Here is a 12,597-nt window from a genome sequence, read left to right on the forward strand (position 1 = left end):
CTCCGCTTGTCGGGTTCAACGGTGATTTCACATCTCCTGAGGATCAACCGTCAAACGGGGACACATTTGAACTGGCGCCCCCTCCGAAGAGGGAGCTAATCCTCTATTGGGTGGAGAGTGTTATCTGGCGCACCGGATAGGATTTCAATCGGTGCTTTGCCTTCATGTTTCTTGCGGTCACCTCTCCATGACTTGATCGAATTTGGCGTGATTCCGTCTTGCGGATTGCATATCGATTAATGCTGCGGGAGGCTGTAATCCCGCTCCACGACGTTTGCTCCTTCAGGCTTTTTGCAACAGGTTGGCCATCAGGCGGAATGCGCCGGGCACCAGTTTGTCCATCTGGTGGTGCAGGACGAGACTGGTGTGGGTGTGTCTTCCTTTGCCGATTCTGGCCGAAACCAGAGCACCGGTAAGCGCGTCTTCATTGGCATCATGGAGAGAGAGCAGGGGCTCATATGCCTCTTCCCATCGGGAGGCGAAATAGAGCCCGCGCTCCTTATCCCAGCCATCCCAATCCTCAGGGCCAATTCGATTGGGGCCGACAAGGAGCGGATGCTCGCTGTTCAACACCGTGACTTTAGCCGTCGGGTCGGTAACACGCCACCGAAGGGACGGCGAGCCTATCTGAAGAAACCGGGGAGGGGTCTTTTCGGGATTCCAGCCATCCGATGGCCGATGATAGAGCGTGACAAGATGACCGCCTTCTTCCACGAACGTGCGAATCCTGTCGGTCGATGCCGCGAGATCCTTGCGCAACCCGAAGGCAAATAGGCCTATAAGGATCGTGGTGAAGCGGGATAGATCACCTGACAACGCCGAAGCGTCGAGATCTTCGTATGGAACGCCCATTCTGCCGAGCCAAAGGGCGACATTATCGGCTCCCCCGCCAACATAGCCGACATGGATGTCTTCTGGCAGTTGGAGATCAAGGCAGAGAATATCCAGAGCCACAGGCTTGATATGCCGCCCCTTGCCGATATGGGGGTAGCTGAAGTCAGTGACGGATGAGGCCGGTTCGCCATCGATGAGAGGAACAATGCTGATGCGCCCAGCCTTGGGCTGTGAAGGTGCGATGACCTTTTTGCCCGCGCCATTCTGTTGAATGTCCCAACCATCCGGCGCTGAGAAACTCAAGCTTGCGTCATCACAGGTGGATTGGACCTTGAACAGCAATTTGTCGGTCGGTTGACCTATGGGCAGTAGAAAGGCTGGAGGTTCGATTTCAAGGGAATGGGCCGGAATGACTGGCAAATCACATTCCAGATCGAATGCCTTTGTGGCTGGCTGGCCGCCAATAGTCGCAGTCATGGTGATAAAGGCGGCGCCATTGCCTTCCAGAGATGACCACTTGGGCGGGTATTGCAAGGACAGGGGCGCATCCCGCTGGGCGGACAGGGTGTAGCGGAGCAAACCGTCTTCGCGGCTCATCAACTGGGCTTTTACCCCCTGCGGCAAGGTGAGGGAAACCTCGGGCTCAGCGGACAAGCCTTGTGGCAGGACGATGGTAAGGTCTGTTGAGCCACCCTGTGTCAGGGCGTCGCCTTGTGCGTAGGCCCGCTCGAAAAGCGCATCGGTTTCAAACAGCGCAACATCGATTTCAACGAGCTTGCGTTGCAGTCGATGCTGGTGGAGGTCGAGGAAGGTTTGTGGCGCGCAGTCAAGCGCTGCAACCATTGCCTCTTTTGCGGAAACAAGAGAGCGGCAGATTGCAGTGCGATCCGGGAAGGCATCAACGGCATTGCTGATCGCCTCGTCTGCTGATTTTAACAATGATGAGAGTTTCCCCTCCGCCGACTGTCCCGCGCAAAGAGCAGTCAGCGATGTGGGGAGTTCGTCAGAAATGGTGGATTCCGGGTGTGACCCTGAAGGCCCATGCAGCAAATGGAGTTGCCAGCGGCTGGCGGGGCGGTCTGGCCAGACGCCCATGCCCTGAGAGGCATGATAATAGCGCGACCATTCCCCCAAGCGCCCAAAAGCTGCTCCGGTTGGCAAATCAACGCCGGTTGCGTCAATCGTCAAGGTCGCCGGAGGCGGCGGCACCGTATCGTCATAGGTTCCGCCGCCGCCAGACCAGGCTGGCAGATAGAATTTCGCAACGCGCCAGGGTTTGAGACCTTCCTCAAAATGCTCCGGATAGGCCGTTTCATCGGCGGCGAGCGCCAGCGCGGTTTCCGCAGCGCGCGTCATCGCCCTGTGGTGGCCATGCTGGCCCGGGACGTCAAGAAAGGTCGGCAGCACGATGTCGGGACGTTCTTCGCGATAGGCCCTGACCATCCGCTCGACGATGCGCTCTTCACCCCAATGGGCAAATGTGCCATCGCCGTCTTTTGAAAAGCCGAAGTCATGCACCGGGTCGTCCGGTCCGTGGCCGAGCCAATAGATATCTGCATCAAGAACTTGTGCCGCCTTTTGCATCTCCAATGTCCGCAACACGCCCAAAGCGCCGAGGCGCTCAGGCCCCAGAATACTCTGGCCCCCTTCGCCGCGCGTGGAACACCCGACAATGACCCGCATGCCCAGCTTGAGGCTCAGATGGGCCAGAAGGCCTGATTGCTCGTCATCGGGGTGAGCCCCCGTATTCATGAGAGTCACTAAGGACTTCAACCGCGTCAGAGCCCGATAAAGAGAGGTCAGTTTGGGTGACGTCATCTGGTGTTCAATTCTTTGGCGCGGCGTAAGCATGCAAACAAGTCCTTGGTTGTCAGGCAACCTGTTGGTCAGGTGATGACGTTTCAAGCTTTGGGGTGAGGATTTCAAACAGTGGCAGGGCGGCCGCGCCAAGAGCTGCGGTAAATTGCCCGGTCTGTCCACGCATGACGCGTGGCAAGGTGCGCATGCGCCGACCAGCAACCGAGCGCGGCAATGCCTTCATGCGCTCAAGAAGAGCGTCAAAAATCTGGTCGGACAGGATCCCGCCGACGATCAGCGTTTCCGGGTCGAGAATGTTTTCAAGCAACCCGACGATCGTGGTCAGATGCAGCGAGGCTTCATCGAGCCATTCCAGAATGACCGGGTCATTCGCTTCAAGCAGCGCTTCAAGCGCGTCAATATCAGGACGCAGGCGACCGACCGCCTCGAATTTCTCGTATAACGCATGCAAGGAGGCGTAGCGTTCCAGACATCCTTTCTGTCCGCATGGGCACGCACGGCCATTGGGAACCGCCAGCACATGGCCAATTTCGCCAGCGTTGCCGAAGGCTCCGCGGTAGGGAAGGCCATCCTGAATCATCCCCAGCCCGATGCCGGTGCCAAAATAGATCATGCCGAAATGCGAGACCTTGTGCCCGGCTCCGAAAAGGCGCTCGGCCACGGCTGCTGCCGAGGCATCGTTTTCCAGAGTGACGCTGGCGCCGCAGGCCTTCTCCAGCGCGTCTTTGACATTCATGTTGCTCCAGCCGGGCAGGGTGGTTGGGCCAACAGAGCTCATGCCGTCAATGTCAAACGGACCGGGCATGACAACGCCCACTCCAAGCAGGGGCGAGGCAAAGGACTGTCTTGCGCGGTCCGTTTCGGCCTTGAAAATGGGGAGACATTTTTCCGGTGTCGTATCGGTGAGCGGAATGATCCGCTTGTAGCGAAGGTCGCCAGTCAGATCCAACACCGTCGTGGCCATCTGGTCGGTTGCGATCTCGACACCAATGGTCGCTGCCCCTTCAGGGTTGATGGCAAACTGGACAGGCGGCTGGCCTCGGCTGGTGCGGCGGCGTCCGGTGTTTTTGACCAGATTGGCCTCGACCAGTTCCTCCACGATATTGGCGACAGCCTGTGCGGTCAGATGGGTGCGCCGGGCAATCTCCATGCGCCCCAGACTGCCATGCTGGCGAATGATGTCCAGCACGACACGTCGATTGTGCTCCCGGCTTCTCTCAGGGTTGTTGCCAATCGCGAAATGGGTCGCAGCGCGTGGTTTCTTGGTCATGATTGTCCCGCTTTTCTCAGGTTTCCCAGTCTGGTGCCGATAGGCCCTACTCGTCAATACATTAATTCAATTAAATTATCTTATTGACAAAATCCAATTGTTACGCAACGCTTAACGCAAAGGGTGGACCAGGCAATCAAAGAACCGCCCAAAAACAGAGGTGGGGCAAAATGGCTCCATACATTCAATAATCAAACGTCACCATGCGGATGATGAAACCGGTGGTTTGATCTTTCGTGCGTTGGCAGATGACCAAGCATTTCGCCGTTAACAGGGATTGGAGTTTTCAATGAAAAAAGCGCTACTGCTTGCCGGATTGCTGTCCGGTTTTAGCCTGCCTGCATTCACTGCTGCTCAGGCCGTGGAAATTGAGTATTGGCAATATATCTATGAGACCCGCGTCAATGCCATGGATCAGCTGATCAAGAATTTTGAAGCAGCCAATCCTGACATCACCGTCAAGCAGGTCACCTTCCCATATGCCGATTATCAGACCCGTATTGTTGCCGCCAACATGGCAGGCAAAGGGCCGGATGTCATGCAGCTGTTCTACGGTTGGCTCGACAAGTTCGTTGCAGGTGGCCTGTTGCAGCCGCTTGGCAAGGAAGCCTTTCCGCACGACAAGATCGAAGCCGATTTCTTCCCGATCGTGACGGCCATGCAGCGCGATGGCGAATACTATGGGCTCCCGACGGCCGTGCGTTCACTGGCGCTGTTCTATAACAAGAAGCTGTTTGCCGATAGCGGGCTGGACCCGGCAAACCCGCCCAAGACCCTTGATGAACTTGTTGCTGCCAGCAAGGTAATCGCCAAGCATGACGATGCCGGAAACATGCTGACCGAAGGCATGACGATGGACATGAGCGGGCAGGACCATCACTGGTGGCGTGAAGTGCTTGTTCGCCAGTTCGGCGGAGAGCCCTATACGGATGACTATCGCACCGTGAAATATGATAGCGAAGCCGGTGCCAAGGCGCTGTCCTTCTATACGGATCTGCAGCTCAAGGAAAAAGTCGGCCAGATCGGCTTCATGGATGAAGGTCAGGCCGCGTTCCGCGCCGGCAAGGCCGGGATGACAATCGACGGCACCTTCCGTCTTGGTTCCTTCAAACAGATCAAGGATTTCGAATGGGGCGTTGCCGAGCTGCCAGCCAATGCTGACGGCTATCAGTCGAACTATTCAAGCTATTTTGCCAACGGCATTGGCGCCAAGGTCAAAGGTGAAAAGCTCGAAGCGGCCGAAAAATTCCTCGCCTACGTCACCTCTCCGGAAGCCATGAAAATCTGGCTTGACGTTGTCGGTGAGCTTCCTGCCAAACGCGAAGTGGCGTTGACGGATGAAAACACGGCCAACCCGATCTATGGCCCGTTCCTCAAGGGGCTGGCCGATGCGCACACGACGCTGTTCGTGGATGAGGCTGCACAACGCCAGACCGCCATGGATATGGCCAACCGTGTGCTGATCAATGGTCAGACGCCTGAAGAGAGCGTCGCTGAAGCTGCCAAGCAGGAACAGAAGATTATCGACGACGCGATGTAAGCGGGAAAAATCCATGCCAAGCACGGTTCAGACATCCAAAGGGGCGGCGCAAGGCCGCCCCGAGGGCGGCGGTTTTACCGATCGCTTTTCGATGCGCACGAAGCGGCTATTCTGGGTCTGGACGTTTCTGGCGCTGCCTGTGCTGTTCTACTCGGTTATCCGTTTCTACCCGACGATTGATGCCTTCCGTCTTTCCCTGACGGACTGGAACCTGATGAACAAACCGAAATTCATCGGGTTTGAAAATTATGCCAAGCTCTTTTCTGACCCGAAATTCTGGCAGGTTTTCCGGAATACCTTTGCCTATCTGATCCTTGGTACGCCCATTTCACTGCTCATTTCCTTTACGGTGGCCTTCGCGCTGGACCGGATCAGATTTGGTCATAGCTTTATCCGGGCGCTCTATTTCCTGCCGTTCCTGACGACGGCCGCAGCCATGGCGTGGGTCTGGAGATGGTTTTATCAGCCCGCTCCGATCGGGGTGATCAACGATCTTTTGTCCTCGTTCGGTCTGATGCAGCAGCCGTTTTTACGCTCGACCTCACAGGCCCTGCCGTCCATCATGGTGACCGCCATCTGGGCCGGTCTGGGCTTCCAGATCATCATTTTTATGGCTGGCCTGCGTGCCATTCCGTCAACATTCTACGAAGCGGCGCGGATCGATGGGTTAGGGGAGTGGGCAATCTTGAAAAAGATTACCTTGCCCTTGTTGAAGCCCACCACGATCTTTCTGGTCGTGATGTCATCCATCGGCTTCCTCAGGATTTTCGATCAGGTCTACAACATGACCACCAACGATCCCGGTGGCCCGCTGGGTTCGACAAAGCCGCTCGTCCTGATGATCTACCAGTCGGCATTTTCCTCCTATCAGATGGGCTACGCTGCCGCGCAAACCGTGGTTCTCTTTCTCATTCTGCTGGCGATTTCGCTTCTTCAGCTCTGGATTCTGAGGGACAAAAAATGACCGATACCGACCGTCAGGAAGCGTTGTCTCGCTATCGCATCAAGATACAGCCCGGTCGCATCCTCATCTGGACGCTGCTGTTCATTGGCGGCATCGTGATGATAACGCCGCTCCTGTTCATGTTCTCCACCTCGTTGAAACCTGCGAGTGACGTCTATGATCTGCGATTGATCCCGGCCCATCCGACATTGTCCAACTATGTTGCGGTTCTGACGAGCACCGGCTTTGTGCGCTGGTTTTTCAACTCGATGCTGGTCGCGGTTTCCGTCACCTGTTCGAATGTTTTCTTTGATAGTCTCGTGGGCTATACGCTGGCCAAATTCCGGTTCCGTGGCCGCCGCTTCATCTTTCTGGCCATTCTGTCGACCTTGATGATCCCGACCGAGATGCTGGTCATTCCATGGTATCTGATGTCGGCAAATTTCGGATGGCTGGATACCTATTGGGGCATCATGTTCCCTGGCATGATGACGGGATTCGGCACATTCCTGATGCGCCAGTTCTTCGAGGGCGTGCCCGATGACTTCATGGAAGCGGCTCGGGTTGATGGCATGAACGAATTCGTCATCTGGTGGAAGATTGCCATGCCGCTCGTTGCGCCCGCACTGTCCGCCCTTGCCATCTTCACCTTCCTTGGCAACTGGACGGCCTTCTTCTGGCCGCTGATCGTTACCACATCCAGCGAGCTTTATACGCTGCCGGTGGGGCTTTCGAGTTTTGCCGTGGAAGCCGCCATCCAGTGGGAGATGATCATGACCGGTGCCGCACTGGCAACCATCCCCACATTGCTCGTATTTCTTCTCTTTCAGCGATATATCGTGCGGGGCGTCATGCTCGCCGGTGTGAAAGGCTAATACAATATGTCAGAAGAGACCAATTCTGCCAAAGACAAGAGCGTGTTTCCGGACCCTGTCTACAAGCAGACCGTTTTGAAGCCGTTGTTTGACGGCGCCAAGAACAACTTCGTCGAAGGCTTCAGAAGCATCGACAGAGCCCATCTGGTCATGCTCGCTGAGACCGGCATTCTCACGCAGGATCAGGCGGCAAGGATCGCCGATGCGCTGGTTGCCATTGACGTAGAGATTGATCCTTCGACGCTGGAGTATACCGGTGAGGTGGAAGACTATTTCTTCCTGATCGAAAAGGAACTGAAAGCCCGCTTGGGCGCAGACCTTGGCGGCAGGCTTCATACCGCCCGCTCTCGCAACGACATTGACCACACGCTGTTCAAGATCGGCTTGCGGCACCACATTGATGTCGCTCTGGACAAGGCCATTGCGCTCCATGCCCAGATGGTGGAGACAGCAAAGCGTGAGAAGGCCACGCTGATTGTGGCCTATACGCATGGGCAGCCTGCCCAGCCGACGACTTTCGGTCATTATCTGTCCGCCGCCATTGAAGTGCTAGGACGTGATATCGAAAGGCTGTTTACCGTCCGGAACACGGTCAATCTGTGTCCGATGGGAGCTGCCGCCATCACGACCACCGGGTTTCCGATTGACCGACATCGCGTGGCCAGCCTGTTGGGATTCTCGGCCCCTTTGCGCAATTCCTACAGCTGCATCGCTGCTGTTGATTATACAACCGCATCCTATTCTGCGCTTGAGTTGCTCTTCCTGCATCTTGGCCGCCTGATCCAGGATTTTCAGGTCTGGAGCAGCTTCGAGGTTGCCCAGCTTTATGTGCCCAATGCATTGGTGCAGATTTCCTCCATCATGCCGCAAAAGCGCAATCCCGTGCCGATTGAGCATATGCGCCACCTGTCAAGCCAGACCGTGGGGCGGGCGCAGTCGGTACTGACCATGATGCATAACACGCCGTTCACCGACATGAACGACAGTGAAGGCGAAACGCAGGCGATGGGCTATCAGGCTTTTGCAACCGGCTATCGAGTGCTGGATCTGCTGACGAGCTTCATAGCTTCCGTGTCCATTAATAGCGAACGGGTAAAGTCAAACCTCGATCGCTCCTGTATCACGATCACCGAGCTTGCCGACTCGCTCGTGCGCAGGGAGAAACTGTCGTTCCGGCAGGCGCACGAGATTGCGGCGGAAGTGGCAAAGACGGTTGTTGCTCTTGAGGGCTCTCTTGGCAAAGACGGCTTCGCTCCGTTTGTCGCTGCTTTTAAAAAGCATGTCGGCAGAGACACCGGGCTCGATGAGGCTGCCTTTGAAGAAATCGTATCTGCCGAATATTTCGTTCACGTTCGCGATCGTTTCGGCGGCCCTGCCGAAGCCCCGCTTGGCGAGGCATTGTCCGAGTATGAAACGCAGCGCGATGGCTTCAGGAGCGAATGGAAGAGGCAAACGCGGTTGCTTGATGAAGCGCAGCGCGATCTGGATCTCTGTTTCACCCGATTGAGGGGACATGCATAATGGCTTCCATTACACTTGAAAAACTGGTCAAGCGCTACGACAAGGTTGAAGCCGTGCATGGCATTGATCTTGAGATAGCTGACGGCGAATTTGTTGTGCTCGTTGGCCCTTCCGGCTGTGGCAAGTCCACCACATTGCGGATGATTGCCGGTCTGGAAGAGATCTCGGGCGGCGAGCTCAGAATTGGTGATGAGATTGTCAACGAGCGGGCACCCAAGCAGCGCAATATCGCCATGGTGTTCCAGAATTATGCGATCTACCCGCACATGACCGTGCGCGAGAACATCGGCTTCGGGCTTTACACTTCCAGCCTTAGCAAGGACGAGAAGAACGCGCGGATTGAAGAAACCGGACGCATTCTCGGGCTGACCGATTATCTCGATCGACGGCCCGCGGCCTTGTCGGGCGGCCAGCGCCAACGTGTCGCCATCGGGCGCGCCATGGTGCGGAACCCATCCGCTTTCCTGTTCGATGAACCACTCTCCAACCTCGATGCCCAGCTCCGTGCGCAAATGCGGATCGAAATCAAGAAGCTGCATCAGGATCTCAAGACGACAACGGTCTATGTCACCCACGATCAGATCGAAGCCATGACCATGGCCGACCGGATTGTCGTGATGAAGGACGGATATATCCTGCAAACGGGAACGCCGGTTGATCTTTATGAGAACCCGGCCGATGTCTTCACGGCTCGATTCATCGGAACGCCTTCGATGAACATGATCCCCATGGCGGCCCTTGCTGGCAAAGCCGGACTTCCCGATCACGATCCCGATATTCTGGTCGGGGTCCGGCCGCACGACCTCATTGTGAATGCGCCAAAGGAAGGGGCAATCCTGACCATTTCGGGGCAAGTTGAAGCTTGCGAACCGTTGGGGCCGGAGACTATGGTTCACATGCGAGTCGATGGGGAGCCGGTCATCGCGACCTTGCCGGGCAATGTCGCGCCACCCGTGGGCAGCATCGTTGAATGTTCGGTGGAAACCGGAAAGCTCTATCTTTTTGATGCGAAGACCGAAAAAGGCCTGGGCCGCAAATGATGACTAGAAAAGCGGATACTGGCGCAGTCCTGTGTGTCGGGCGGATCTACTGTGACCTGATTTTCACGGGACTGGGGCGGATGCCGATACTCGGAAGAGAGGTCTTCGCCGAAGACCTCACCATGACGGCGGGCGGTGGGGCCTATATTTCGGCAGCCCATTTTGCCGAAATCGGACGCGCAGTTTCCCTTGTCGCAAGATTGGGAACAGACGCTCTGTCGTGCGATGTCGCCGCGCAGATCGAGAGCAGGAATATCGACCAGTCCTTTCTTGAGCGGGATGCAGAGGCGGGGCCACAAATCACCGTTGCGTCAGTCATCGGGTCTGAACGCGCCTTCCTGACCAAGCGGGCGGGTCGGGCCGAACCTGCTCATCTGAACGAAGCGTTGCATTGGGACGGAGCGTGCCATCTTCATATTGCCGAATTTGCCACTCTGGCTGAAATGCCCGACCTTGTGTCGCGTGCCAAGGAGGCGGGCTTGTCCGTTTCCCTTGATCCAAGCTGGGATGACGCCCTGATCCATGCGCCCGATCTTCTGGAGCGGTGCAAAGGGGTTGATCTGTTTCTGCCAAATATGGAAGAGGCGCAAGCGATCACAGGTAAAGCGTTACCCAATGACATGCTTGATCTTCTATCCCTCCATTTCCCCAATGTCGCGCTGAAGGCTGGTGCGAACGGGGCCTATTGCCAGTCTATCGAAGGGTGTTGGAGGGAACTTGCGCAAGCTGTGCCGGTGATCGATACGACAGGCGCCGGAGACGCCTTCAACGCCGGGTTTATTGATCAGTGGTTGCGCTCGCAGCCTCTGTCCGTCTGTCTCGCGGCAGGAGTGGCCGCAGGGAGCAGGGCCGTCCAGCAAGCCGGAGGCGCCTAAGGCGTAGTAAGTATGCTTGCTGCCGGGCGCTGGCGCTGATCCCTCACGGCTTTGTCGAGCTGCGGCGCTTCTTCTCGGATTCCTGCATGACGAACCGAATGACGGCTGCAACTGCCGCGTAGAGCGATTCCGGGATCTCTTCGTCAAGTTCGACAGCGCTGAGTGCCTGAGCAAGCGCTGGGTTGCCTTCGACAATGACGCCATGTTCCCGGGCAAGCTCCACAATGCGCTCTGCCGTCTTGCCCTTGCCCTTGGCCGTGACACGGGGTGCCGGGTCTTTGTCCTTGTCATATTGCAAGGCGACGGCCAGCTTCTGCTCACCAGTGGCTGGTCTGCCTTCATCGGGGATTGGGGGGAATTGGTCGTCTCTGTTGCTCATAGCCTGCGATCCAGTCGCGCGTCTTGAAAGGGCACGATATCCATGTGCCGATCAGCGGTCCCGTTCTTTTGCCGTTTGAACACAAGGCCCGCCAGCGTGAGACCTTCTTCTTCCAGCATCGCTTGCAGCAGTGGTGTGCCGTGCTGAAAGATCTCCAGTGTCTCCTCCCGTTCGGCCCCGAGTGTCAGGCGCACGCTTTGCCCGCGCAACTGCAGCGCAGCGCTGACAGCACCAACCGGCTCCGTATCAACGGCGAAGTGGACAATCCAGCCGACACGGTCTCGCTCACCGTTTTGTGTCGCTTCGTCATTTTCCTCGTCAAAGGGACTGGTAGGGTCCTGTTGTATCGTCATCTGCACAATGGCTGTGCCGTTGGCAACAGCGACAGGAATTTCCGCGTGCAAGGTCTGAACCGCATGCCCGCCTGTGGACGCATGATCTCCTGATGCAGAGCGTAGCGAAGCGATCTGACTGAGGGTTATCCGCGCCAGTGCAGCTTCAACCGAACTCTTGATGTGCGAAAGCGCCACCTGATTGGAAGCCGAGGCAAGAAATGTCGGAAGGCGCGCGTCCTGCCCTTCGAGGGGAGCGCCCTTCAAGGGCGGAAAGTCGCGGCTGACGCTGGGTGTTGTTGGAGCGCCGGACTGAGCCTTCTGGGGAGTGGGCATATTGCCATCGTCAGGGAGCAAAGACTGCAACAGACTGAGCGCTGCCTTGAGATTGGAAGCCGGGCCGGTTTCATGCGCGCTGCTTGTTTGCTGCCCCAAAAGCCCCAGCGAGGAAATAAGCTGGCGCAGCGTTGTGTCCGCCTTGCTGCCTTCGGGCGGCCGCTCGGGTGCCAGTTGAAAGCCGAGAACCCATCGCATGGTGGCAACAAGATCGGGAGAAACGCCAGGTCTTGCTCCGCCTTCCACCTGCTCCACGAAGGCTGTGAGGTTGGCAAACAGCTCGGTGAGTGATCGCTGCTGGGTCATTGCCTGCCGTTGCAGGGCAACCAGTGGCGCTGGAATGGGGGGCTGGCTTAGTGGCGCGGTTGCTGCTGGCCGGGCACTGTAGGGCGGGGTGGCAACAGGAGGGTCGCTTTTGACCTGAGTATAGCCATCCGGGCGCGCCATGGTCGCTGTCGATTGAAGCGGAGAAGGTTGAGGGGCTCCGGTCGTACTTGCAGCGCCGGTGGATGACGGCGCAAGGGGCTGCCCCTGTGCTTCGCCAGAGGTCGGCATCGGTCTGATGGTCAGTTGCGGTCCCTGGGACGTCTGTGTGACCTGAACGGTTACCGGGCTTCCGGCTTTGAGCTGACTGGCCACGGCCGGATCGGCCTTTACGTCCAGAACCTGTCCCGCAAGCTGGACGCGCAATTGGGCTTCGCCTGTGGGAAGTTTCGTGATCGCCTGCAAGCGGCCCTGAACCGGCTGGCCGTCTCCAAGAGCTTTCAGCAGGTTGTTGATGGCCGTGGTCTGCGCAGTAAATCCTGCGCGAACAATATCCATGGCCATCGGGAT

At 57.2% G+C, this 12,597-nt stretch carries 10 protein-coding genes; 6 read left to right on the plus strand and 4 right to left on the minus strand.

The window, feature by feature from the left end; all coding sequences use genetic code 11:
• Window positions 1–282: 282 nt before the first annotated feature.
• Together DSL70_RS14795 and DSL70_RS14800 are read right to left on the minus strand one after the other, a co-directional pair.
• Window positions 283–2,685, minus strand: coding sequence for a PIG-L family deacetylase (locus DSL70_RS14795; RefSeq protein ID WP_119308831.1), 2,403 nt, complete (start codon window positions 2,683–2,685; stop codon window positions 283–285).
• A gap of 19 nt (window positions 2,686–2,704) precedes the next feature.
• Entirely contained in the window at window positions 2,705–3,922 is a 1,218-nt protein-coding gene (locus DSL70_RS14800) for an ROK family transcriptional regulator (protein ID WP_119308705.1), read from the minus strand.
• Window positions 3,923–4,211: 289 nt separating this feature from the next.
• Between DSL70_RS14800 and DSL70_RS14805 the strand changes: the two genes are divergently transcribed.
• Genes DSL70_RS14805 through DSL70_RS14830 form a run of 6 tightly spaced genes read left to right on the plus strand, consistent with a single transcriptional unit; the run spans window position 4,212 to window position 10,716 of the window.
• Window positions 4,212–5,462, plus strand: coding sequence for a sugar ABC transporter substrate-binding protein (locus DSL70_RS14805; protein WP_119308706.1), 1,251 nt, complete (start codon window positions 4,212–4,214; stop codon window positions 5,460–5,462).
• A gap of 13 nt (window positions 5,463–5,475) precedes the next feature.
• Window positions 5,476–6,426 carry a carbohydrate ABC transporter permease gene (locus DSL70_RS14810; RefSeq protein WP_119308707.1) on the plus strand — a complete coding sequence of 317 codons (951 nt, stop codon included), beginning with the start codon at window positions 5,476–5,478 and terminating at the stop codon, window positions 6,424–6,426.
• Window positions 6,423–7,280: a carbohydrate ABC transporter permease gene (locus tag DSL70_RS14815; protein ID WP_119308708.1), complete on the plus strand. Its 858-nt coding sequence runs from the start codon at window positions 6,423–6,425 to the stop codon at window positions 7,278–7,280. The genes DSL70_RS14810 and DSL70_RS14815 overlap by 4 nt, the downstream gene beginning before the upstream one ends.
• Window positions 7,281–7,286: 6 nt before the next feature.
• Window positions 7,287–8,801, plus strand: a complete 1,515-nt coding sequence (argH, locus tag DSL70_RS14820) for an argininosuccinate lyase (RefSeq protein ID WP_119308709.1) — start codon at window positions 7,287–7,289, stop codon at window positions 8,799–8,801.
• Window positions 8,801–9,841 (plus strand): ABC transporter ATP-binding protein, encoded by a 1,041-nt coding sequence (locus tag DSL70_RS14825; protein WP_119308710.1) that lies wholly within the window; start codon window positions 8,801–8,803, stop codon window positions 9,839–9,841. The genes argH and DSL70_RS14825 overlap by 1 nt, the downstream gene beginning before the upstream one ends.
• Window positions 9,838–10,716: a carbohydrate kinase family protein gene (locus DSL70_RS14830; protein ID WP_119308711.1), complete on the plus strand. Its 879-nt coding sequence runs from the start codon at window positions 9,838–9,840 to the stop codon at window positions 10,714–10,716. Before DSL70_RS14825 ends, DSL70_RS14830 begins: the two co-directional genes overlap by 4 nt.
• Before the next feature lie 43 nt (window positions 10,717–10,759).
• On the opposite strand, the gene DSL70_RS14835 is transcribed toward DSL70_RS14830, so the two are convergent.
• Both DSL70_RS14835 and fliK read right to left on the minus strand, forming a co-directional pair.
• Window positions 10,760–11,095: an EscU/YscU/HrcU family type III secretion system export apparatus switch protein gene (locus tag DSL70_RS14835; protein ID WP_119308712.1), complete on the minus strand. Its 336-nt coding sequence runs from the start codon at window positions 11,093–11,095 to the stop codon at window positions 10,760–10,762.
• Entirely contained in the window at window positions 11,092–12,591 is a 1,500-nt protein-coding gene (gene fliK, locus DSL70_RS14840) for a flagellar hook-length control protein FliK (RefSeq protein ID WP_119308713.1), read from the minus strand. Before fliK ends, DSL70_RS14835 begins: the two co-directional genes overlap by 4 nt.
• Window positions 12,592–12,597 lie beyond the last annotated feature (6 nt).

Source organism: Cohaesibacter haloalkalitolerans (genome assembly GCF_003574655.1).
Classification (GTDB): Bacteria; Pseudomonadota; Alphaproteobacteria; order Rhizobiales; family Cohaesibacteraceae; genus Cohaesibacter; species Cohaesibacter haloalkalitolerans.